The organism is Leclercia adecarboxylata (assembly GCF_023639785.1).
GTDB classification, from domain to species: domain Bacteria; phylum Pseudomonadota; class Gammaproteobacteria; order Enterobacterales; family Enterobacteriaceae; genus Enterobacter; species Enterobacter adecarboxylatus_D.
In genome coordinates, this window is the sequence record NZ_CP098325.1 from 3149447 (window position 1) to 3171867 (window position 22421).

General features: G+C 57.0%; 19 protein-coding genes. 11 read left to right on the forward strand and 8 right to left on the reverse strand.

Translation table 11 applies throughout. The annotated features are described in order from the left end of the window. Window positions 1–54: 54 nt before the first annotated feature. The 3 genes from NB069_RS15000 to NB069_RS15010 all read left to right on the forward strand — a co-directional run bounded on the left by NB069_RS15000 (window position 55) and on the right by NB069_RS15010 (window position 3103). Window positions 55–1101: a YeiH family protein gene (locus NB069_RS15000; RefSeq protein WP_250584801.1), complete on the forward strand. Its 1047-nt coding sequence runs from the start codon at window positions 55–57 to the stop codon at window positions 1099–1101. 65 nt (window positions 1102–1166) lie between these two features. Next, window positions 1167–2024 carry a deoxyribonuclease IV gene (gene nfo, locus NB069_RS15005; RefSeq protein WP_250584802.1) on the forward strand — a complete coding sequence of 286 codons (858 nt, stop codon included), beginning with the start codon at window positions 1167–1169 and terminating at the stop codon, window positions 2022–2024. Between the two features lie 2 nt (window positions 2025–2026). Continuing rightward, the gene (locus NB069_RS15010) at window positions 2027–3103 is read left to right on the forward strand and encodes a sugar kinase (RefSeq protein ID WP_250589525.1); all 1077 of its coding nucleotides are present in this window, start codon (window positions 2027–2029) and stop codon (window positions 3101–3103) included. A 35-nt stretch (window positions 3104–3138) separates the two neighbouring features. Here the strand turns inward: NB069_RS15010 and NB069_RS15015 are convergent, their stop codons facing one another. The 6 genes from NB069_RS15015 to fruB all read right to left on the reverse strand — a co-directional run bounded on the left by NB069_RS15015 (window position 3139) and on the right by fruB (window position 10401). Beyond that, window positions 3139–4392 (reverse strand): NupC/NupG family nucleoside CNT transporter, encoded by a 1254-nt coding sequence (locus NB069_RS15015; protein WP_250584805.1) that lies wholly within the window; start codon window positions 4390–4392, stop codon window positions 3139–3141. Between the two features lie 90 nt (window positions 4393–4482). After that, window positions 4483–5418 (reverse strand): pseudouridine-5'-phosphate glycosidase, encoded by a 936-nt coding sequence (locus NB069_RS15020; protein WP_250584807.1) that lies wholly within the window; start codon window positions 5416–5418, stop codon window positions 4483–4485. Then, a complete protein-coding gene (locus NB069_RS15025) occupies window positions 5411–6346 on the reverse strand; it encodes a pseudouridine kinase (RefSeq protein ID WP_250584809.1) in 936 nt (311 codons plus the stop codon). Before NB069_RS15025 ends, NB069_RS15020 begins: the two co-directional genes overlap by 8 nt. Before the next feature lie 278 nt (window positions 6347–6624). Then, window positions 6625–8316 (reverse strand): PTS fructose transporter subunit IIBC, encoded by a 1692-nt coding sequence (fruA, locus tag NB069_RS15030; RefSeq protein ID WP_250584811.1) that lies wholly within the window; start codon window positions 8314–8316, stop codon window positions 6625–6627. Between the two features lie 16 nt (window positions 8317–8332). Further along, the gene (gene fruK / locus NB069_RS15035; RefSeq protein WP_250584813.1) at window positions 8333–9271 is read right to left on the reverse strand and encodes a 1-phosphofructokinase; all 939 of its coding nucleotides are present in this window, start codon (window positions 9269–9271) and stop codon (window positions 8333–8335) included. Next, on the reverse strand, window positions 9271–10401 hold the full coding sequence (gene fruB, locus NB069_RS15040) for a fused PTS fructose transporter subunit IIA/HPr protein (RefSeq protein WP_250584815.1): 1131 nt from the start codon (window positions 10399–10401) through the stop codon (window positions 9271–9273). The genes fruK and fruB overlap by 1 nt, the downstream gene beginning before the upstream one ends. Before the next feature lie 358 nt (window positions 10402–10759). On the opposite strand from fruB, the gene setB reads away from it, so the two are divergent. Next, window positions 10760–11941: a sugar efflux transporter SetB gene (gene setB, locus NB069_RS15045; protein WP_250584817.1), complete on the forward strand. Its 1182-nt coding sequence runs from the start codon at window positions 10760–10762 to the stop codon at window positions 11939–11941. Here setB and NB069_RS15050 read toward each other — a convergent pair. Further along, entirely contained in the window at window positions 11938–12192 is a 255-nt protein-coding gene (locus NB069_RS15050) for a YkgJ family cysteine cluster protein (RefSeq protein WP_250584819.1), read from the reverse strand. The genes setB and NB069_RS15050 overlap by 4 nt on opposite strands. 163 nt (window positions 12193–12355) lie before the next feature. Between NB069_RS15050 and yeiP the strand changes: the two genes are divergently transcribed. Continuing rightward, complete coding sequence (gene yeiP / locus NB069_RS15055) at window positions 12356–12928, forward strand: elongation factor P-like protein YeiP (RefSeq protein WP_014884579.1); 573 nt, start codon at window positions 12356–12358, stop codon at window positions 12926–12928. A 165-nt stretch (window positions 12929–13093) separates the two neighbouring features. Here the strand turns inward: yeiP and uxuA are convergent, their stop codons facing one another. Further along, on the reverse strand, window positions 13094–14284 hold the full coding sequence (gene uxuA, locus NB069_RS15060; protein WP_250584821.1) for a mannonate dehydratase: 1191 nt from the start codon (window positions 14282–14284) through the stop codon (window positions 13094–13096). Window positions 14285–14489: 205 nt separating this feature from the next. Here uxuA and NB069_RS15065 point away from each other — a divergent pair, with 205 nt between their 5' ends. The 6 genes from NB069_RS15065 (at window position 14490) to NB069_RS15090 (ending at window position 22414) form a co-directional block, all read left to right on the forward strand. Next, window positions 14490–15956, forward strand: coding sequence for a mannitol dehydrogenase family protein (locus NB069_RS15065; RefSeq protein WP_250584823.1), 1467 nt, complete (start codon window positions 14490–14492; stop codon window positions 15954–15956). 119 nt (window positions 15957–16075) lie between these two features. Further along, entirely contained in the window at window positions 16076–17062 is a 987-nt protein-coding gene (locus NB069_RS15070; RefSeq protein WP_250584825.1) for a CobW family GTP-binding protein, read from the forward strand. A 27-nt stretch (window positions 17063–17089) separates the two neighbouring features. Continuing rightward, window positions 17090–17785 carry a phosphatase PAP2 family protein gene (locus NB069_RS15075; RefSeq protein ID WP_250584827.1) on the forward strand — a complete coding sequence of 232 codons (696 nt, stop codon included), beginning with the start codon at window positions 17090–17092 and terminating at the stop codon, window positions 17783–17785. Window positions 17786–18225: 440 nt separating this feature from the next. Then, a complete protein-coding gene (mepS, locus tag NB069_RS15080) occupies window positions 18226–18795 on the forward strand; it encodes a bifunctional murein DD-endopeptidase/murein LD-carboxypeptidase (protein WP_103180364.1) in 570 nt (189 codons plus the stop codon). 181 nt (window positions 18796–18976) lie between these two features. Then, on the forward strand, window positions 18977–20533 hold the full coding sequence (locus tag NB069_RS15085; protein WP_250584829.1) for a cyclic di-GMP phosphodiesterase: 1557 nt from the start codon (window positions 18977–18979) through the stop codon (window positions 20531–20533). A 75-nt stretch (window positions 20534–20608) separates the two neighbouring features. Further along, the gene (locus NB069_RS15090) at window positions 20609–22414 is read left to right on the forward strand and encodes an extracellular solute-binding protein (protein WP_250584831.1); all 1806 of its coding nucleotides are present in this window, start codon (window positions 20609–20611) and stop codon (window positions 22412–22414) included. Window positions 22415–22421 lie beyond the last annotated feature (7 nt).

The window sequence follows — 22421 nt, forward strand, 5'->3', positions numbered from 1 at the left end:
TTTATTTTTAAGCCAGAGCGCCGTAACCTTTTAGCCAGAGAAAAGGAGAAGGTTATGACAACACTCACCCTGCAGCATCATCGTACAGTGTGGCACTACATTCCAGGCCTTGCGCTCAGCGCGCTGGTTACCGGCGTGGCCCTTTGGGGCGGCAGTATTCCGGCGGTGGCGGGAGCAGGTTTCAGCGCCCTGACTCTGGCTATCCTGTTGGGGATGGTGGTCGGGAATACGGTCTATCCGCGGATCTACAAGCCGTGCGACGGCGGCGTGATCTTCGCCAAACAGCACCTGCTGCGACTGGGGATCATCCTGTATGGTTTTCGCCTCACTTTCGCACAGATTGCCGACGTCGGGGTCAGCGGGATCGCCATTGACGTATTAACCCTGACCAGCACCTTCTTACTTGCCTGCTTTATCGGCCAGAAGGTATTTGGCCTCGACAAGCAGACCAGCTGGCTGATTGGCGCAGGCAGCAGCATTTGCGGCGCGGCGGCGGTCCTGGCGACCGAGCCGGTGGTGAAGGCTGAATCCAGCAAGGTGACGGTTGCCGTGGCGACGGTGGTGATCTTCGGTACCCTGGCGATCTTCCTTTATCCGGCCATGTATCCGCTGGTTGCCCACTGGTTCAGCCCGGAAACCTACGGTATTTACATCGGTTCGACAATGCACGAAGTCGCCCAGGTCGTGGCGGCCGGTCACGCTATCAGCCCGGACGCAGAGAACGCGGCGGTGATCGCCAAAATGCTGCGGGTAATGATGCTGGCTCCGTTCCTGCTGATCCTCGCCGCGCGGGTGAAACAGCTTGCGCCAGCGGGTAACGGGGAAAAGAGCAAAATCACCATTCCGTGGTTTGCGATCCTCTTTATCGTGGTAGCCATCTTCAATTCGTTCCATCTGCTGCCAAAAGCAGTGGTGGATATGCTGGTGACCCTGGATACGGTGCTGCTGGCGATGGCGATGGCGGCGTTGGGCTTAACCACCCACGTCAGCGCGCTGAAAAAGGCCGGGGCGAAACCGCTGCTGATGGCGCTGCTGCTCTTCGTCTGGCTGATTGTCGGCGGGGGCGCCATTAACCTGGCGGTTCATAGCCTGATGGCATAAACCGCTGTAGCCTTATCCTGTTAACCCGCTATCATAAGCGTTTGCGGGTTAACAGGAGTCCCTTTATGAAATATGTTGGAGCGCACGTCAGCGCTGCCGGCGGTCTGGCAAATGCCGCCATTCGCGCCGCCGAAATCGAGGCGACCGCTTTCGCCCTGTTCACCAAAAATCAGCGCCAGTGGCGCGCCGCGCCGTTAACCACTCAGGTGATTGATGAGTTCAAAGCGGCCTGCGAAAAATACCACTTCACCCCCGGTCAGATCCTGCCTCACGACAGCTACCTGATTAACCTCGGCCATCCGGTTCAGGAGGCGCTGGACAAATCCCGTGACGCCTTCCTGGATGAGATGCGGCGCTGCGAGCAGCTCGGCCTGACGCTGCTGAACTTCCATCCCGGCAGCCATCTGTCACAAATCGACGAGGATGCGTGCCTGGCCCGTATCGCCGAGTCGATCAACATCGCCCTGGCGCAGACTGAAGGCGTCACGGCGGTCATTGAAAACACGGCAGGCCAGGGCAGCAATCTCGGGTTCCGCTTTGAGCATCTGGCGGCCATCATTGACGGCGTGGAAGATAAAACCCGCGTTGGCGTCTGCATAGATACCTGTCACGCCTTTGCCGCCGGGTATGACCTGCGCAGTATTGAGGAGTGCGAGAAGACCTTCGCCGCATTCGAGCGCATCGTCGGCTTTAAGTACCTGCGCGGTATGCACCTTAACGACGCGAAAAGCGCCTTCGGCAGCCGCGTTGACCGTCACCACAGCCTGGGCGAGGGCAACATCGGCCATGATGCCTTCCGCTTTATCATGCAGGACCCGCGATTCGACGGTATCCCGATGGTGCTGGAGACCATCAACCCGGATATCTGGGCCGAGGAGATCGCCTGGCTTAAAGCGCAGCAACATGCCGAGGCCACCGCATAATGATGAACGAAAGGGAAAAGCAGATCCTGAAGATCCTGCGGCGGAACCCTCTTATTCAACAGCATGAGATCGCCCAGATCCTGGATATCAGCCGCTCGCGCGTCGCCGCGCACATTATGGATTTAATGCGTAAAGGGGCGATCAAGGGGAAAGGCTATATCCTCACCGAACAGGATTACTGCGTGGCGCTGGGTGCCATCAATATGGATATTCGCGGGGTGGCGGATATCCGCTTCCCGGAACCCTCCTCCCATCCCGGGGCCATTCAGTGCGCGGCGGGTGGCGTGGCGCGTAACATCGCCCATAATCTGGCGCTGCTCGGGCGCGAGGTGCACCTGATTTCTGCCGTTGGCAGCGATTTTTATGGCGAAACCCTGCTGGAACAGACCCGGCAGGCAGGCGTTAACGTCCAGAGCACCCTCCGCCTGCACGGACAAAGTACGTCGACCTATCTGTCGATTGCTAATCCGCAGGATGATACCGTTCTGGCGATCAACGATACCCATATCCTGCAAGGGCTGACACCACAGCTGCTGAACCAGTCGCGCGAGCTGCTGGCCCATGCCGGGGTGATCCTGGCGGACTGCAACCTCACAGCGGAGTCGCTGGAGTGGGTCTTTACCCTCGCCGGGGATGTGCCGGTCTTTGTCGACACGGTTTCGGAATTTAAGGCCGACCGCGTCAAACCCTGGCTCTCGCGCATCCACACCCTGAAGCCCACCCTGAAGGAGCTGCAGATTCTGGCGGAGTGCGATGATTGTCATGCTGCCCTCGCCGCCCTGCATGAGAAAGGGGTGCAGCGGATAGTGGTCTGTCTGGAAGAGGATTCGGTGCTGTGCAGCGCCCAGGGCGCAGAGCCGTTCCTGCTGACGCCGCCTGCCCACCCGGTGGTCGACCGCTTTGGTGCCGATGACGCCTTTATGGCCGGGCTGATTTATGGCTTCCTCGACGGGAGCGATTTTACGGACAGCGCCCGGTTTGCTGTTGCCTGCGCAGCGCTCTCCCGGGCCAGTGAAAGCATCAACAACCCGACGCTGTCGGTCGATAACACCCTGTTGCTGCTTGACAGCCAGCCGTAAACCGGCCGGGTAGATCCCCTACCCGGCCTGCGCCGTTAGCCTGCTAAACCGATAAAGAAGCCCGCGATGGTGGCGCTCATCAGGTTAGAGAGCGTTGCCGCCACCAGCGCCCGGACGCCAAGCTGGGCTATCTCCGGGGCGCGCCGGGGCGACACCGCAGAAAACGCCCCCACCACCACCCCGATCGAGCCGAAGTTAGCAAAACCACACAGGGCGAAAGAGATAATGGCAATGGTTTTCACATCCAGTTGACCGGCGCTTTGCAGGTACGGTGAGAAGTTGAGATAGGCGACGAACTCGTTAATCGCCAGCTTCTGTCCAATCAGGCTGCCGGCCAGGGTGGCATCCTGCCACTCCACCCCCATAATCCACGCCAGCGGCGCCAGCGCGTAGCCAAACAGCCCTTCCAGGCTCAGGCTTTCAATGCCAAACCAGCCGCCGATGCCGCCCAGCATCCCGTTCAGCAGGGCGATGATCGCCACAAACGCCATCACCACTGTCGCCACCCCGGCGGCGATTTTTAAGCCGGTCATCGCCCCGGTGGCCGCGGCTTCAATAATGCTTTTCGGCGGCGTGTCGCTGAACGACAGGTTTTCAAAGGTGACCTGCGACGCTTCCGTCGCCGGACTCAGCAGACGGGCAAACAGGATCCCGCCGGGGATCGCCATCAGCGAGGCAGCAAGCAGGTAATCAATCGGCACCCCCATTCCCGCGTAGCCAATCAGCATTGAACCGGCAATCGACGCCATGCCGCTACAAATAGCGGTAAACAGCTCGTTGCGGTTCAGCTTATCAATGAACGGTTTTACTATCGCCGGGATCTCGTTTTGCCCGAGGAAAATAGTGGTCACCGCCACGAAGGATTCAATTTTACTGATGCGCAGCGCCTTCTGGAAAATGCCGCCCAGAATCCGGATCAGCAGCCCCATCACGCCAATGTAGTACAGCAGGCTTATCAGCGCGGTCACAAAGATAATGGCGGGCAGAACGCGGAACGCAAACACGAACCCGGCCCCGTCAAACAGGGTATCCATCTTCGGTCCGACCAGCGCGCCAAAGATAAAGGCGCTCCCGGCATCGCTGTAGGACATGACCTTACTCACCCCGATGGCGGCCTGTTCAACCAGCCATTTACCGGGTGGGAAATAGAGCATGATGCCGCCGATGGCCACCTGCAAGATGAAAGCGGCCCCCACGGTACGCAGGCTGATGCGGCGTTTATTGATTGAAAGGAGGAAGGCTATCGCTAACAGTACCGCCATACCCAGCAGACTTCTCATTACGTCCATAATGATTTCCTTACCTGAAAACCCGGCGACAGGCCGGGTATCCGTGATTCCACTGCGAAGACAGGCGACGGCAAACTGCCTGTGGAAAGGTTATGCGAGGCGCTGGTAAGACTTAGCGATATCGCAGGCCAGGCGGGCATTGTTAAAGACCAGCTGAATATTGGATTTCAGGCTGTCGCCGCCGGTTAATTCCGCCACACGGGCCAGCAGGAACGGCGTACTGGCTTTGCCGGTAACGCCCTGCTCTTCCGCTTCCTTCACTGCCTGGTCGATGGCGGCGTTGATGGTCTCTTCCGGCATGGCGAACTGTTCCGGGATGGGATTCGCCACCACCAGGCCGCCGTTGAGGCCGGTCTGCCATTTCACGGCCATTGCGCGGGCGATGGCTTCTGCGCTGTCGAGACGAATGCTGACCTCAAACGGGCTGGTACGACAGAAGAAGGCAGGCAGGGACTGGGTCTGATAACCAATTAACGGCACCCCGTAGGTTTCCAGATATTCGGTGGTTAATCCAAGATCGAGAATCGATTTTGCCCCGGCGCACACCACGGCCACGTTGGTTTTTGCCAGCTCCTGTAAATCGGCGGAAATATCAAAGGTATGTTCCGCCCCACGGTGTACCCCGCCAATGCCGCCGGTGGCGAAGACGTTAATTCCGGCCATCGCCGCAATAATCATGGTTGAGGCCACCGTCGTCGCGCCATTTATTCCAGCAGCCACCACAAAAGGCAGATCCCGGCGGCTGACTTTGGTTACGGCGTGGCCCTCACGGCCTAATAATTCAATCTCTTCTTTGCTCAGGCCCACTTTCATTACGCCATGAATAATAGCGATAGTGGCCGGAACAACACCCTGCTGGCGGATAGCATCTTCAACTTCCAGTGCCGTCTGGGCATTTTGTGGGAAAGGCATGCCATGAGAAATAATGGTGGATTCAAGCGCCACGATCGGTTTTTTATTATTTAATGCGTCCTGAACTTCAGGAGAAATTTGCAGGAACCCGGCAGATAATTTTAATTCAGACATGTTCTCTCTCCATTAATGCGTTAACATTTTCAGACGATAAATCAGGGTTATTGGTATACATCGATGCCAGCGCCAGCGAAGAACAGCCCTGGGCAAAACGAACGGCACGCGCGAACGTGTCTCCCTCCAGCCAGCAGAACGCCAGCCCCGCCATCATGGCGTCGCCCGCCCCGGTCACGTTCACCAGCCGGGTTTTGAAGGGGGCTGACCAGCCGCTTTCTCCCCCTTTCTCACTGTAATAAACGCCGTCGCCGCCCATGCTTAACACCAGCCGGAACAGACCGTGCGCGTGAAACCAGGCTGCGACTTTCGGCGCATCCGCCGCGCAGGTGAACGGGATGCCGCTGAGGGTTTCGGCCTCGATGCGGTTGGGTTTGAGGGTGTGGATATGACCCAGCCAGTCACGCACTTTGTTGCACTTCCAGGCGGAGACCGGGTCAACGAATACCGGCGCCTGGCCTGCGTTTTCGAAGATCCAGCCCAGGGTAGATTCACTGAGATTGCAGTCAACCACCACCGCTTTTGCCGCCCGTAAAAATGAGAGATGGTGGGCCAGATATTGCGGGTTAATGTAGTCAGAAATGGCCATATCATTAATGGCTACCAGCATTTCACCGGTGTTATCCAGTAACGATAAATAACTGGAGGTTCCCTCACCCGCGATGACCTGGCATTTTTCTACCTGCACACCGGCGGCCTGGGTTTGCGACAGCAGTGACTGACCGTAAAAATCATCGCCGACGGCGGAAAACAGCCAGACGTTTTTCCCCAGTAAGGCAAGGTTTTGCGCAATATTGCGGCCTACGCCGCCGGGGGTAAATTTTATTTTTCCTGGGTTAGAGTCTGCATAATTCAGCGAGGCGTGTGAATATCCCGCAACATCCATATTTGCAGAACCAATTACAACAATATAATCCTTTTCACGCATAGAACATCCTCTGGCACGCAGGCCATCGCAATGACAATTAAGCGAGGTAGTTACCTTAAAGACTATTAGAGCATGTGTTTGTATGTGAACACGTGTTCATAGTATGCGTAAGAAGGGGAAAGTAAATAGGTCCAAAAAAGGATCATGAAATGTATATGAACAGAATCACAAATTTTTGTAGATACCGTTTTCTGCTCAACAAAAAACTGCGAACCGCTGCACGATTAAAGGCAAAAAAAAGGGCAGAGTTGCCTCTGCCCTTTCTGGAGAAAGATAAATTACGCTGCTTTTGCGGCGACTTCTGCTTCCGGGCGTTTCAGCACCGCGTAAGAGAGGCCCGCCACCAGGGTGCCGGCGATAATCGCAAACAGGTAACCCAGCACCGGCGTGATTGCGCCAGGGATCAGCAGAACAAACAGACCGCCGTGTGGTGCCATCAGCTTCGCGCCAATCGCCATGGAGATAGCGCCGGTTACCGCGCCACCCACGATACAGCAAGGCAGAACGCGCATCGGATCGCGGGCCGCGAACGGAATCGCCCCTTCGGTGATAAAGCACAGGCCCAGTACCAGCGCCGCTTTACCGCCTTCCTGCTGCGCCTTGTCGAACTTACGACGGGCAACGATAGTCGCCAGGCCCAGCGCCAGCGGTGGCACCATACCCGCAGCCATAATGGCCGCCATTGGGGCATACGTCTGGGTACTCAGCAGGCCAACACCGAAGGCGTAAGACGCTTTGTTAACCGGTCCACCCATATCGGTACACATCATCGCACCAAGGATCGCACCCAGCAGGACCGCATTGGCGGTGCCCATGGTTTGCAGCCAGTGGGTCAGGCCTTCGAGAATACCGGCAACCGGTTTACCGATCAGGTAGATCATGGCCAGACCAACCACCAGGCTGGAGAACAGCGGAATGATCAGGATCGGTTTCAGCGCTTCCATGCTCTGCGGCAGCTTCAGCTTCCCGCTGATGAGCTTCGCCATATAGCCTGCGAGGAAACCGGCGATAATCCCGCCGATAAAGCCAGAGCCGGTGCTCACGGCCAGCATACCGCCAATCAGACCCGGGGTCAGACCCGGACGGTCGGCGATGGAGAACGCAATATAACCGGCCAGGACCGGCACCATCAGGGCAAACGCCGAGCCGCCGCCAATCTGCATCAGCGCCGCGGCCAGGGTACCCGGCTCTTTAAAGGCCTCGATACCAAAGGCGAAGGAGAGCGCGATACAGAGACCGCCCGCCACCACCATCGGCAGCATATAGGAGACGCCCGTCAGCAGGTGACGATAGGCCCCGGCGGACTCTTTTTTACCTTCAGCAGCCGCAGCTGCGCTGTTACCCGCAGGCTGGAACGGTTTGGCTTCTGCCTGGGCTTTATCCAGCTCCTGCGCGGTTTTCTTCAGCGCCAGACCGGTAGAGGTACGGTACATCGGCTTACCGGCAAACTTCGCCAGATCCACTTCGATATCTGCCGCCACGATAACCAGATCCGCAGCCGCCACCTCTTCCGGGGTGATTGCGTTGCCTGCGCCCACGGAACCACGGGTTTCAACTTTTACCCACCAGCCGCGTTTTTTGGCTTCGGTTTCAATGGCTTCAGCCGCCATGAAGGTGTGCGCCACGCCGGTCGGACAGGCGGTGACCGCCACTACGCGCTTCGGACCGCTGGCCGCAACCGGTGCAGCCGCTGCGACAGGTGCGGTATAGAGCGCCGCATGGCCTTTCGCTTCGCTCAGGAACAGTTCCGGGTGGGCCACGGCGCGGTTGATGTCGCCCAGCCACACTTTTTTGCCGTTCAGGGAGCTGTCGACCGGAATGCTGTCGCCCAGCACGATAACCAGCTCGGCATCGCCCGGGTTGTCGATGAAATCAAGGTGTGCTTTATGTCCTGCCGAACCGAGCAGGGTTTTCGCCATATAAGCGCGAGCCTGTCCGAGTGCAGAGTCAATAATCAGCAGCGTTTTCATTATGCCTCTCCTGCTGTCAGTTAAAGGGTTTCAAGTCAACGCGCGCCATCATCGCGGCCAACTGGGTACGATCGGTAATGCCGACATTGCTCTGGCTGACGGCCAGGGCAGCAACGGCGGTAGCAAGACGTAAAGTGTGTTCACTGGATTCACGCATCAGCAGGCCGTAGATCAGGCCGCCCACCATCGAATCGCCGGCACCCACGGTGCTGACCACTTCCATTGACGGCGGTTTTGCGATCCATTCGCCAGAGGCGTTCACCCACAGCGCCCCTTCGGCACCCAAGGAGATCACCACGTGGGCGATACCCTGCTCACGCAGCGCATGGGCAGCGTCAATCACATCCTTTAATTCTGGCAGCTTACGGCCAGCCCAGATCTCAAGTTCGCGACGATTGGGTTTCACCAGCCACGGCGCGGCTTTCAGACCGGCAACCAGCGCATCGCGGCTGCTGTCAAAGATAATGCACGGGCACTGGCTGCGCAGGCGCGTCATCCAGTCGGTAAAGGCTTCCGGGCTGACGCCGGACGGCAGGCTGCCGCTCACGCAGACCATGTCGAACTGGCCAAGCCAGCTCAGGGAATCATTCACAAAACGTTCCCAGTCAGCCTGGGTGACTTCAAAACCGGAGAAGTTCAGGTCGGTGACTTCGCCATCTTTTTCCGTCATTTTCACGTTGATGCGGGTACGCCCCTGCACCACCTGGAAACGGTTGGCGATCCCCAGCTCGCTGAACAGCTGCTGGAAACCATCCTGGTTATCTTTGCCGAGGAAACCGCCGACGGTGACGTCGATACCCAGATCCTTCAGCACTTTCGCAACGTTAATCCCTTTACCTGCCGCATGCAGGCCAGTGGTACGCACGAGGTTAACTTCGCCACGCTCAATTTCCGGGCAAAAGCCCACGAGATCGTAAGCCGGGTTCAGCGTAATGGTGGCAACACGTCTGCTCATTATGCGCCCTCCCCCAGACCGGCCGCGATGGCGTCGCCAATCGCTTTCAGCGCCTGTTCAGCATCCGTACCCTGTGCGGTGAAGCGCAGGCGATGGCCTTTCTTCACGCCCAGCGCCACGACTTTCATCAGGCTGCGACCGTTGGCCGGTTTACCGCTGCCGTCGAGGTTGGTGACGGTAACGTCGCTGGAGAATTGCTTAATGGTATTGACCAGCATGGTACCCGGACGGGCGTGCAGGCCGTGCTCGTTACGCACCACAAACTCGGCGCTCAGCAGTTCATCAGTGTTCACGTCATCGCTGGTCAGCAGCGCCAGCAGGGTTGCCGCGTCCGCTTTCAGCAGCTGTTCAGCTTTTTTGTTCAGCAGTAGGTCACTCAGGCGCTTCAGCACCTCTACCGGCTGATCGTCCGCCATGGCGACGGTAACCAGCATTGCCGCGGTTTCCCCGGCGGTGTCGAAGGCGGTGGCCGCACGGCTGACCGCGATGGCGCTGCGCAGGTTGCCTTCAGCACAGTCGTTCAGCCAGACGCCCTGCCCGAGGTTCAGGGGCTTGTCGTTGATGGCGTGAGCCACGAAAGCGGTATCCACCGCACCGGCTTCTTTCAGACGACCGGCGTTCAGCGCCTGCAGGGTCACCAGATCGGAAGCGGCTACGTCCAGGGTCAGCGTCTCGTTATCCAGCTTCAGGGCTTCACTCTGCTTTTCACCCATCAGCAACGCGCGCAGCTCTTCTGCGGTGGTCGCGGATTTCAGCTGTTCAGCGACGGCGTCGTCGCTCAGGACGTGCGTCAGCTGACGCAGCAGGCCGAGGTGTTCATCGCTGCTGGCGGCGATACCGATGGCGACATAGGCCACCTGGCCTTCGCCCCAGAGCACGCCCTGCGGGAACTGATAAACCTGCACGCCGGTTTTCAGCACTTGATCGCGGGTATCGGTGGTGCCATGCGGAATGGCGATGCCATTGCCAAGGAAGGTTGAGGTCTGCAGCTCGCGCGCCAGCATGCCGTCAACGTAGCCGTCAGCCACGTTGCCCGCCTGCACCAGCGCGGCAGCGATCTGCCGGATAGCCTCTTCTTTTGTACCGGCCTGTTCGCCCGGATGAATGTCCTGCACGGATAACTGGAACATGGTTCTCCACTCCTGCTGAATTTGAATCGATTCAGCTTAACTGTGAAAAAAGGCGCCAATCCGTTTGGGTTAGGTAAACCAATTAGCGCTGAAACGTTTCAAGAAGTCTTGCGCTTTACGGCACAGCTTGCAAGTAAAGAGTCATTTCAGCTTGCAGAATTTAGAGTTACAGCACATTTTTGCTTCAGCTCACGGCTTCCGTCATAGCCGCAGCCGCTCGACTTCAGCAACTTCAGCAAGCACAGCGGCAGGATGAAATGCCATTTTGATTTTTTGTGGGGTAATTGACCCGGGTATCTGTTTATTTTCTGACAAGCGGCGTAAAATCCGCGTCTCTTCATATCACTGATACAGAAACATGCACACCACTCCCGCGGCCGCCTCGCCAAAATCCTTTGATCTGACCTCATCGGCGTTTTTGATTGTTGCTTTTCTTACCGGCATTGCCGGCGCGTTACAGACGCCGACGCTGAGCCTGTTCCTCACCAACGAGGTGCACGCCCGTCCGGCCATGGTGGGCTTCTTTTTTACCGGTAGCGCCATTATCGGCATTCTGGTCAGCCAGTTTCTGGCCGGCCGTTCAGATAAGAAAGGCGACCGCAAATCCCTGATTGTCTTTTGCTGTCTGCTGGGAGTCTTCGCCTGCCTGCTGTTCGCCTGGAACCGGAACTATTTTGTGCTGCTGTTTGTTGGCGTGTTCCTCAGCAGCTTTGGCTCTACCGCCAACCCGCAGCTGTTTGCCTTAGCCCGGGAGCATGCCGATCATACCGGCCGCGAGGCGGTAATGTTCAGCTCCATCCTCCGTGCCCAGGTGTCCCTGGCCTGGGTGGTGGGGCCGCCGCTGGCCTACGCGCTGGCGATGGGATTTGGCTTCCCGGCGATGTATCTAAGCGCCGCCGTGGCGTTCGTGATCTGTGGCGCGATGGTCTGGTTTTTCCTGCCGACGATGCGCAAGGAGCCAAAGCTGGCGAGCAGCGTGCTGGAGTCACCGCGCCGCAACCGCCGCGACGCCCTGCTGCTGTTTACCATCTGCACCTTAATGTGGGGCACCAACAGCCTGTACATCATTAATATGCCGCTGTTTATCATTAACGAGCTGCACCTGTCCGAGAAGCTGGCGGGCGTGATGATGGGGACGGCCGCCGGGCTGGAGATCCCAACCATGCTGATTGCCGGCTATTACGCCAGACGCTTTGGGAAACGCTTCCTGATGCGCATTGCCGCCGTCGCTGGCCTGCTGTTTTACATCGGGATGCTGACCGCGCAAACGCCGGTGCTGCTGCTGGGCTTACAGCTGCTGAACGCTATCTATATTGGTATTCTCGCCGGGATTGGCATGCTCTATTTCCAGGATCTGATGCCGGGCCAGGCGGGCGCGGCGACCACGCTGTACACGAACACCACCCGCGTCGGCTGGATTATCGCCGGTTCTGTGGCCGGGATCGTGGCCGAGATCTGGAGTTATCATGCGGTATTCTGGATTGCGCTGGGGATGTGCATCCTCACCACTCTCTGCCTGAGCCGCATTAAGGATATTTAAGGGGCGGTGAGCGCCTCGAGTTCAAGCAGCCAGGTTATGGCCTGATGGCGCGTATCCTGGCACATCTCCCGCGAGGGCTGGAGCCCGGCGCACACTTTGGGGCGTAAGCTCGAGCCGAAGATTTTGCAGCGCTGCCGCTCGTCGAGCTGAACACAGGGCGTGTTGGCCGGTTTGCCGTTGGGCATCCCGGGAATGGGGCTGGTGATGGAGGGCGCGGTGCAGCATGCTCCACAGTCCGGACGGCAATCCATATATGTACTTTACCTGAAAGAAACCCTGGAGCACGGGCGTGGCGCGCACAGTAACACCTTTTACGTATTGATAGCAAAAGCCGCGAAATCCGCTTGCCTGAAAAGCCGCGCGCGAGTACTTTGACGCGATATTTTTGACCTTCCCGTTAACAGGATTATTGCAATGCCAAGAGCGAACGAAATTAAGAAAGGTATGGTGCTGAATTACAACGGCAAGCTGCTGATTGTGAAAGACATCGATATTCAGGCACCCAGCGCCCGTGGCGCAGCAACGCTGTACAAAATGCGTTTCGCCGATGTGCGTACCGGTCTGAAAGTTGAAGAGCGTTTCAAAGGCGACGATATCGTCGATACCGTTACCCTGACCCGTCGCTATGTCGACTTTTCCTATGTGGACGGCAACGAGTACGTCTTTATGGATAAAGAAGACTATACGCCATACATCTTCACCAAAGACCAGATTGAAGAGGAGCTGCTGTTTATTCCTGAAGGCGGCATGCCGGACATGCAGGTTCTGACCTGGGATGGCGTTCTGCTGGCGCTGGAGCTGCCGCAGACCGTGGATCTGGAGATCGTGGAAACCGCACCAGGCATCAAAGGCGCATCCGCATCCGCACGTAACAAACCTGCCACCCTGACCACCGGTCTGGTTGTTCAGGTGCCAGAGTACCTCTCCGCTGGCGAGAAAATCCGTATCCATATCGAAGAAAAACGCTATATGGGTCGCGCTGACTGAGTGCGGGCTGTTTTGCCGGGTGGCAAAATAAAAACAAAACGGCAACCAATGGTTGCCGTTTTTTATGTTTGCGCCCTCTCCCCACGGGAGAGGGTTGGGGTGAGGGGATCAGGCCGCACCTAAAACCCCTGGCCCGGTAAGCGCAGCGCCACCGGGCATCAAGGCTTAAAGAAGTTCCGGATATTTGGTCATCTTCAGCGCCAGCTCCACGCCGCGCACTTCCGCCATCCCTTTCAGACGGCCAATCGCCGAATAGCCCGGGTTGGTTTTCTTACGCAGATCGTCCAGCATCTGATGTCCGTGATCCGGACGGAACGGGATAGGACGCAGATCCCCCGCCTGCTTACGGCGCTTCTCTTCACCCAGGATCGCATCGACCACCGCCACCATATTCACATCGCCGGTCAGATGAGCGGCTTCGTGGAAGGTCTTTGGATTCTCTTCCCGGCAGGTTGCCCGCAGGTGGGTGAAGTGGATACGGTCGCCGAAGGTTTCAATCATCTGCACCAGGTCGTTATCGGCGCGCACGCCGTAGGAGCCGGTACACATGGTGAAGCCGTTGTTAATGCTGTCGACCGTCTCTTTCAGCCACTGCATATCTTCAATGGTGGAGACAATGCGCGGCAGGCCGAGAATAGGACGCGGTGGATCGTCCGGGTGAACCGCCAGACGCACGCCCACCTCTTCCGCCACCGGGACAATCGCGCGCAGGAAGACGGCCATGTTCTCACGCAGCTGGTTTTTGTCGATGTTGCCATACTCCGCCAGGCGTGCGCGGAACTGGTCAAGGGTATACCCCTCTTCCGCACCCGGCAGGCCAGCGATGATGTTGCGGGTTAATTTTTCGATATCCCCTTCGCTTGCGGCCTCGAACCATGCCTTCGCCTGCTGCTGCTCTTCTGCGGTGTAGTCTGCCGCCGCGCCGTCGCGCTTCAGAATGTGCAGTTCGAACGCGGCAAAGGCGATCTGGTCAAAACGCAGCGCCTTTGAGCCGTCCGGCAAGGTGTATTCGAGGTCGGTACGCGTCCAGTCGAGGATTGGCATAAAGTTGTAGCAGACGGTGTCGATACCGCAGGCCGCAAGGTTGCGGATACTCTGCTGATAGTTTGCAATCCAGGTCTGGTAGTCGCCGGAGTGGGTTTTGATCTCTTCATGAACCGGGATGCTCTCAACGACCGACCAGGTGAGCCCTTTCTCGGCCAGCAGCGCCTGACGCGCTTTGATCTCTTCCACCGGCCACACCTGGCCGTTAGGAATATGGTGCAGCGCCGTGACAACGCCCGTTGCGCCAGCCTGGCGCACATCATCAAGAGAAACAGGATCTTTCGGCCCGTACCAACGCCAGGTTTGTTCCATTGATTCACCCTCTAAAGTTGTTATACCAATATTTCGCTAAGTGATGACGACTACCATACATGCATGGGGGAGCAGGTCAACACGCCTCGCTATATTGATTGATCCATCTCACAGTTCCCGGATATTTCCGGCTCACCAATTCAATTTGTTGTCATATAACTTTACACTGGCATTGTTAATTAATGGTTAATCAGGTGTTTATTTCATGAAGACAATTGCCTCCACCGCGCTACCAGCTCACGTGTTACAGCCGCAGTACGATCGCCGGGCGTTACGCTCCCGTATCGTGCATTTCGGCTTTGGCGCCTTTCACCGCGCCCATCAGGCGCTCCTGACCGATCGGGTGCTGAACGCCAGAGGCGGTGACTGGGGGATATGTGAGATTAGCCTGTTCAGCGGCGATACGCTGATGAGCCAGCTGCGCGCGCAGGATCATCTGTTTACGGTGCTGGAAAAAGGCCCCGAAGGTAATCAGCCGATCGTCGTGGGGGCGGTACATGAATGTCTGAACGCTAAGCTCGATTCGCTGGCGGCCATTATTGAGAAGTTTTGCGAGCCGCAGGTGGCGATTGTCTCCCTGACCATCACCGAAAAGGGCTACTGCATCGATCCGGCCACCGGCAAGCTGGATACCCGTAATGAACGCATCATTCACGATCTGGAATATCCCGATGCGCCGCACTCGGCGCCGGGGATCCTGGTTGAAGCCCTGCATCGCCGCCGCGAGCGCGGCCTGCCGCCGTTCAGCGTGCTCTCCTGCGATAACATTCCGGATAACGGGCACGTGGTAAAAAATGCGGTGCTGGGTATGGCCCACAAGCGCTCGCCGGAGCTGGCGGAGTGGATTGCCGCTAACGTCAGCTTCCCGGGCACGATGGTTGACAGGATTGTGCCTGCCGCCACCGAAGGTTCTCTGGCAGAAATCGCACGCGAAGTGGGCGTCGAGGATCCGTGCGCCATCAGCTGCGAGCCGTTCATTCAGTGGGTTATCGAGGATAATTTCGTCGCCGGGCGCCCGGAGTGGGAAGTGGCCGGTGTGCAGATGGTGCAGGACGTGTTGCCGTGGGAGCAGATGAAGCTGCGCATGCTCAACGGGAGCCACTCTTTCCTGGCCTGGCTCGGCTATCTGGCCGGTTTCGCCCACATCAATGACTGCATGGCCGACAGCGCCCTGCGTGACGCCGCCCGTCGCCTGATGCTTAACGAGCAGGCACCGACCCTGCGCATTACGGGTGTGGACCTTATCGCCTATGCCGACAGCCTGATTGAGCGCTTCGCCAATCCGGCGCTTCAGCACCGCACCTGGCAGATTGCGATGGACGGCAGCCAGAAGCTCCCTCAGCGCATGCTGGAGGGTATTCGCCACCATCTTCAGCGCGGCACCCCGTGGCCGCTGCTGGCCCTCGGCATCGCGGGCTGGATGCGCTACGTCAGCGGGCTGGATGATGCGGGCAATGACATTGATGTCCGCGATCCGCTGAGGGACAAAATTCGCGCCATCGTCGAGACCAGCAGCGAAGAGGAGCGCGTCCCTGCCCTGCTGGCCCTGAATGAAATTTTTGGCAACGACCTGCCGCAGGATCCGCAGTTTGTGGAGGCCGTTACCGCGGCTTACCAGCGTATCCGCCAGTCGGGCGCACGACAGGCCGTCATTGATACGCTCCAGTTTTAACGGGTGCGTTTCAGGCGAGCGGGCGCCCCCCGTTCGCCCTTCCCCTTCCCAACGCTGTTCTTTTCCGCCAGGATGATGATAATTGTTACAGCATTACATTTATCACTCCTGGAGCACCTGTGACTAAAACCAACCTCATTACTGGCTTCCTTGGTAGCGGGAAAACCACGTCGATATTGCACCTGTTGGCCAATAAAGATCCTGATGAAAAATGGGCCGTGCTGGTCAATGAATTTGGCGAGATCGGCATCGATGGCGCGCTGCTGGCCGATAACGGGGCGATGATTAAGGAGATCCCCGGGGGATGTATGTGCTGCGTGAACGGCCTGCCGATGCAGGTGGGGCTGAACACCCTGCTGCGTCAGGGCAAGCCCGACCGGCTACTGATTGAACCCACCGGCCTCGGCCATCCTAAGCAGATCCTCGACCTGCTGACCGCCCCGGTCTATGAGCCGTGGATCGATTTACGTGCCACCCTGTGCCTGCTCGATCCCCGTCAGCTGCTGGACGAAAAATTCGTCCACAATGAAAACTTCCGCGATCAGCTTGCCGCCGCCGACATCATTATTGCTAATAAAGAGGACCGCGCCACAGCGGAGAGCCGCGCCGCGCTGGAGATCTGGTGGCAGCACTTCGGTGGAGAACGCCAGCTCGCGCACGCCACCCAGGGGAACGTGGATAACGCCCTGCTCGATCTGCCGCGGCGCAATCTTACTGCATTGCCTGCCAGCGCAGCCCATGCCCACAGCCACGGCGAAAAACAGGGCCTGGCAGCGCTGAGCCTGCCCGGGCACCAGCGCTGGCGTCGCAGCCTGAACAGCGGCCAGGGCCATCAGGCCTGCGGCTGGGTATTCGATGCCGAAACCTGCTTCGACACCATCGGTTTACTGGAATGGGCGCGGCTTGCCCCGGTTGAACGGGTGAAGGGAGTGATGCGTACCCCGGACGGGCTGGTGCGGATCAATCGCCAGGGGGCAGATTTCTTCATCGAAACCCAGGGCGTGGCGCCGCCGGATAGCCGAATAGAGTTAATTAGTGCGGTTAACACCGACTGGAACGCCTTACAGTCGAGCTTGTTGAAGCTTCGTTTAAGTTCGGGCAACTAACGTTGCCCTGTTTTAACTGACTACGGCGTGATGATGAAAACCCGACTATTACCCATTTTATTGCTCAATATCGCCGGTGTGGCGCTCTTTTTATCCTGGTATCTGCCAGCCAACCACGGTTTCTGGTTCCCGCTGGACAGCGGGATCTTCCACTTCTTCAACCACAAGCTGGTTGAGAGCCGGGCCTTCCTGTGGCTGGTGGCGATCACCAATAACCGGGCGTTTGATGGCTGCTCGCTGCTGGCGATGGGCGCGTTGATGTTCGCCTTCTGGCGTAATGAGAGCCCTGCCGGGCGCCGACGCATTCTGATGATCGGCCTGGTGATGCTGCTGACTGCGGTGGTCCTCAACCAGCTGGCACAGGCCCTTATCCCGGTGAAACGCTCAAGTCCGACGCTATTTTTCCCGGATATCTACCGCGTCAGTGAACTGCTGCATATTTCGACAAAAGACGCTTCAAAAGACAGTTTCCCCGGCGATCACGGAATGATGCTGCTTATTTTCAGCGCGTTTATGTGGCGTTATTTCGGTCATAAGACTTTCGCATTAGCCCTGATTATTTTTATGGTTTTCTCTTTCCCACGGGTAATGATCGGCGCGCACTGGTTCAGTGATATTGCCGTCGGGTCGCTTTCGGTGGCATTGATTGGCCTTCCCTGGTGCCTGCTGACCCCGCTAAGCGATCGTTTAATAGCCTTATTTGATCGCTACCTGCCCGGTTAATACAACATCTTTCAAACAAGTTACTAACAGTAATTAACTATATCTGACAGGGATCGTTAACGATCCCTGATGAGTTTCTTCCCTGACTTAACGGCAACCGTCATCTTCCTGTCATATTAATCACGTTAGAAATTAACGCGTTGACCATTCCTTAACCTAAATCAGCCTGTTTTTTCGCTTTCCCGCCCGCCTGCTTTTGCTATCACATTTACTTATAAAAAACTGCGTATTTTTGCTCGCAATGGCTGGCTCAATCAGGTAATCTCAGACTCGTTTTACCTCGGCGCTACAATTATTATCGTTGTAAATAAATTTGTGCGATTCGCCACAGATTTGACCATAAAGAATTGTCTGATAGTGCGCAGGTATTTAGTCTCGTCTCGCTTGGCATTTTTTATAACGATATTTGTCGTTAAGGACTTCAAGGGAATATAAACAACATGGTCAAATCTCAACCGATCTTGAGATACTTCTCACGGGTAATCCCGGCGATTGCAGTCGCGGTTCTGCTTTCAGCTTGTAGCGCATCGAACACCGCAAAGAATATGCATCCTGAGACGCGTGTTGTGGGGTCAGAAGACGCCTCTTCACTGCAAGCCTCTCAGGATGAATTTGAAAAGATGGTCAGCAATCTGGATATTAAATCCCGATTAATGGACCAGTATGCCAGCTGGAAAGGCGTGCGCTATCGCCTTGGCGGCGAAACACGTAAAGGTATTGATTGTTCCGGTTTCGTGCAGCGTACGTTCCGCGAGCAGTTTGGTTTAGAACTTCCGCGTTCAACCTATGAACAACAGGAAATGGGCAAGTCGATTTCGCGTAACAGCTTACGCACCGGCGATTTAGTGCTCTTCCGTGCGGGTTCAACCGGCCGTCATGTCGGCATCTATATCGGTAACGACCAGTTTGTCCACGCGTCCACCAGCAGCGGTGTGACGATCTCCAGTATGAACGAGCCATACTGGAAAAAGCGCTATAATGAAGCGCGCCGTGTACTGACTCGCAGTTAACCGCCTGTGCTGTCCGTTTCCCTTGACTGACAGCATGGTAAAAAGCACTGCTATTGCAGTGCTTTTTTTTTATCGCGATTCGCGATAATTCTGGACTTCTCATTCCAGGCTATAGTCTTGTAGTAGCGTGAGTTTAGCCGTCATGATAACGCGGGCGGCACATCAGGATCCCATAACACTTATGTTCACCCGCCATTTATCGTCCCGCCGAAAAGTGCTGATGCTCAGCGTGCTTTCAGGTCTTATTGTCGCCCTGCTCTGCGGCGGTATGCAGTTTTTATACAGCTACCACAAGCGCGAAGTGAAATACGACAACCTGATTAGCGACCTTCGCGTGTACATGGAAAGTTATTTTGCAGAACTGCAGACGTCTATTGATAAATTACAGCCGCTGACGCTCAGCCAGTGCAAGGACGTCAAATCTGAACTCACTTCCCGCGCCTCATTCAGCCTTAACGTCCGCGCCTTTCTGCTGGTTAAAGATAATATGGCCTTTTGCTCGTCAGCCACGGGCCCCATGCATGTCCCCCTCAAGGAACTCGTGCCGGAAATAGACACCCGTAAAGCGGTAGACATGGCTCTCCTGCCGGGTACGCCGATGATGCCGGAGAAACCGGCCATTGTGTTGTGGCATCGCAATCTGCTGATCAAAGACGGCGGAGTATTTACCTCCATTAACCTCAACCTGACGCCTTATCTGCTCTATACCGCCCGTCAGGATGAATTTGCCGGTATTGCCCTTATCATTGGCAAAACGGCTTTTTCGACCCATTCAACCCGGCTCATTCATATTAACAATCTGGACGACAAACCTGTGCGTTCGAGCCAGATCGCCGGATTGCCGTTTACCATTAATCTGTACGCCGATACCTGGACGCTGGAAGATCTGATCTTCGCGCTACTGTTTGGCCTGTTGTGCGGCTCCAGCATCGGGCTGCTCAGCTTCTTCTGGTTAATGATGCGCGCCAATCCGCGTAAAGAGATCCTCACCGGTATCAAGCAGAATCAGTTTCATGTGGTGTATCAGCCGGTGGTGGATTCGGGAGATTTGCAGATGCGCGGCGTGGAGGTGCTGATGCGCTGGCAGCATCCCGGCGCAGGCGCCATCCCGCCAGATGCCTTTATTAATTTCGCAGAAGCGCAGCAACTTATTGTGCCGCTGACGCTGCATCTTTTCGACCTGATCCGCCGCGACGCGCCAGCGCTGGCTAAACGTCTGCCGCCAGGCTCCAAGCTGGGCATTAATATCTCGCCAGGCCATCTGCATGCCGATAGCTTTAAAGACGATATGCGTAAGTTCGCCGCCTCGCTGCCGCCGGATCACTTCCAGATTGTGCTTGAAATCACCGAGCGCGATATGCTGAATCAGCGGGAAGCAACAAAGCTGTTTGAGTGGCTGCACCTGGAAGGTTTTGAAATCGCCGTGGATGATTTTGGTACCGGGCACAGCGCCCTGATCTACCTTGAGCATTTCACCATGGATTACCTGAAGATCGACCGGGGTTTCGTGAGCGCCATCGGGATGGAAACCGTCACCTCTCCGGTGCTGGATGCGGTACTGACGCTGGCCCGGCGGCTGAACATGGTGACAGTCGCAGAAGGCGTCGAGACCGCCGAGCAGGCGAAATGGCTGCGTGACCATGGCGTCAATCTGCTGCAGGGGTACTGGATAAGCCGCCCGTTGATTCTGGAGCAGTTCCTTAGCTGGAAGCCTGATATTCACCTTGATAGCGAATAATTTCCCAACCACCGCTGCGTCACATATTATTCAGGTATCCTGCCCGTTGAGAACAGATGAGGAAAACGTTGCGGAATGATTGTGCGTATTATATTGCTGCTGGTGGCGTTGATAAGCGGGTTCAGTCAGGCGCAAACCATTAAAGAGAGCTACGCGTTCGCGGTCATTGGCGAGCCCAAATACGCTATCAATTTCGATCATTACGATTACGTCAATCCCGCTGCGCCAAAAGGCGGCACCGTCACCCTGGCGGCGAACGGCACCTTCGATAACTTCAACCGTTATGCCCTGCGCGGCGTCGCGGCAGAGCGCACCGACGCGCTCTACGATACCCTCTTTACCACCTCCGACGACGAACCTGGCAGCTATTATCCCCTGGTGGCCGAGACCGCGCGTTACGCTGATGATTTTTCCTGGATGGAGCTGACCCTCAACCCGCATGCGCGTTTTCACGACGGTACGCCGGTCCGGGCCAGCGATGTCGCCTTCACCTTCCATAAATTTATGACCGAAGGCGTGCCGCAGTTCCGGCTGGTCTATAAAGGGGCGACGATAACGGCCATCGCTCCGCTGACGGTGCGTATCACCCTTGCCAGCCCCAATAAAGAGGACATGCTGAGCCTGCTGACCCTGCCGGTGATGCCGGAAAAGTTCTGGAAAGATCACAAGCTCAGCGACCCGCTCTCAAAACCACCCCTGGCAGGCGGGCCCTACCGCATCACCCGCTGGAAGATGGGGCAGTATGTGATCTATTCCCGGGTAAAAGATTACTGGGCGGCAAACCTGCCGGTAAACCGGGGCCGCTGGAATTTCGACACCCTGCGCTACGACTACTATCTGGACGACAACGTGGCCTTCGAAGCCTTTAAGGCGGGGGCCTTTGATATGCGGGTGGAGAGCAGCGCCAAAAACTGGGCCACGCGCTATATCGGGAAAAATTTTGATCGTCGCTATATTGTGAAAGAGTCCTTTAAAAATGACTCCGCCCAGGACACGCGCTGGCTGGCGTTTAATATTCAGCGCCCGGTATTTACCGACCGCCGCGTTCGCGAGGCGATTACCCTCGCCTTTGATTTCGAGTGGATGAACAAGGCGCTGTTTTACGGCGCCTATAGCCGCGTCAATAGCTATTTCCAGAACACCGAATACGCCGCCCGAGGTTACCCGGATGCCGCTGAACTGATGCTCCTCGGGCCGCTGAAAGGCGCAATTCCCTCGGAAGTCTTTACCCGCGTCTTTCAGCCGCCCGTCTCAAAAGGCGACGGCTACGATCGTAACAACCTGCTGAAAGCCAGCCAGCTGCTGGATGAGGCGGGCTGGGTCATTAAAAATAAGCAGCGGGTCAACAGACAAACCGGTAAAGCATTCAGTTTTGAACTGCTGCTGCCCTCCGGGGGTAATAACCAGTGGGTGCTGCCGTTCCAGCACAATCTGGAGAGGCTCGGCATCACGTTGAATATCCGCCAGGTGGATAATTCACAGATCACCAACCGGATGCGCAACCGGGATTACGACATGATGCCGCGCCTGTGGCGGGCCATGCCGTGGCCCAGCACCGACCTGCAGATTTCATGGGCCTCCCAATACATTGATTCAACCTACAACTCGCCGGGCGTGAAAAACCCGGCGGTGGATAACCTGATCGCCCAAATCGTTGCCGCGCAGGGGGATAAAGCCAAACTGCTGCCTCTTGGACGGGCGCTGGATCGGGTATTGACCTGGAACTATTACATGCTGCCAATGTGGTTTATGGGGGAAGACAGGGTTGCCCGCTGGGATAAATTCTCCCTTCCCGCCCAGCGCCCGATCTATTCCCTCGGGTTCGATAACTGGTGGTATGACGTTAACAAAGCGGCGAAATTACCCGCCGAGCGGCGTTAAGGGATCG

What these genes read in the sequence shown, in the direction of transcription:
- NB069_RS15000 (WP_250584801.1), top strand. Translation starts at nt 55, where the DNA reads ATGACAACACTCACCCTGCAGCATCATCGTACAGTGTGGCACTACATT.
- nfo (WP_250584802.1), top strand. Translation starts at nt 1,167, where the DNA reads ATGAAATATGTTGGAGCGCACGTCAGCGCTGCCGGCGGTCTGGCAAAT.
- NB069_RS15010 (WP_250589525.1), top strand. Translation starts at nt 2,027, where the DNA reads ATGAACGAAAGGGAAAAGCAGATCCTGAAGATCCTGCGGCGGAACCCT.
- NB069_RS15015 (WP_250584805.1), bottom strand. Translation starts at nt 4,392, where the DNA reads ATGGACGTAATGAGAAGTCTGCTGGGTATGGCGGTACTGTTAGCGATA.
- NB069_RS15020 (WP_250584807.1), bottom strand. Translation starts at nt 5,418, where the DNA reads ATGTCTGAATTAAAATTATCTGCCGGGTTCCTGCAAATTTCTCCTGAA.
- NB069_RS15025 (WP_250584809.1), bottom strand. Translation starts at nt 6,346, where the DNA reads ATGCGTGAAAAGGATTATATTGTTGTAATTGGTTCTGCAAATATGGAT.
- fruA (WP_250584811.1), bottom strand. Translation starts at nt 8,316, where the DNA reads ATGAAAACGCTGCTGATTATTGACTCTGCACTCGGACAGGCTCGCGCT.
- fruK (WP_250584813.1), bottom strand. Translation starts at nt 9,271, where the DNA reads ATGAGCAGACGTGTTGCCACCATTACGCTGAACCCGGCTTACGATCTC.
- fruB (WP_250584815.1), bottom strand. Translation starts at nt 10,401, where the DNA reads ATGTTCCAGTTATCCGTGCAGGACATTCATCCGGGCGAACAGGCCGGT.
- setB (WP_250584817.1), top strand. Translation starts at nt 10,760, where the DNA reads ATGCACACCACTCCCGCGGCCGCCTCGCCAAAATCCTTTGATCTGACC.
- NB069_RS15050 (WP_250584819.1), bottom strand. Translation starts at nt 12,192, where the DNA reads ATGGATTGCCGTCCGGACTGTGGAGCATGCTGCACCGCGCCCTCCATC.
- yeiP (WP_014884579.1), top strand. Translation starts at nt 12,356, where the DNA reads ATGCCAAGAGCGAACGAAATTAAGAAAGGTATGGTGCTGAATTACAAC.
- uxuA (WP_250584821.1), bottom strand. Translation starts at nt 14,284, where the DNA reads ATGGAACAAACCTGGCGTTGGTACGGGCCGAAAGATCCTGTTTCTCTT.
- NB069_RS15065 (WP_250584823.1), top strand. Translation starts at nt 14,490, where the DNA reads ATGAAGACAATTGCCTCCACCGCGCTACCAGCTCACGTGTTACAGCCG.
- mepS (WP_103180364.1), top strand. Translation starts at nt 18,226, where the DNA reads ATGGTCAAATCTCAACCGATCTTGAGATACTTCTCACGGGTAATCCCG.
- NB069_RS15085 (WP_250584829.1), top strand. Translation starts at nt 18,977, where the DNA reads ATGTTCACCCGCCATTTATCGTCCCGCCGAAAAGTGCTGATGCTCAGC.
- NB069_RS15090 (WP_250584831.1), top strand. Translation starts at nt 20,609, where the DNA reads ATGATTGTGCGTATTATATTGCTGCTGGTGGCGTTGATAAGCGGGTTC.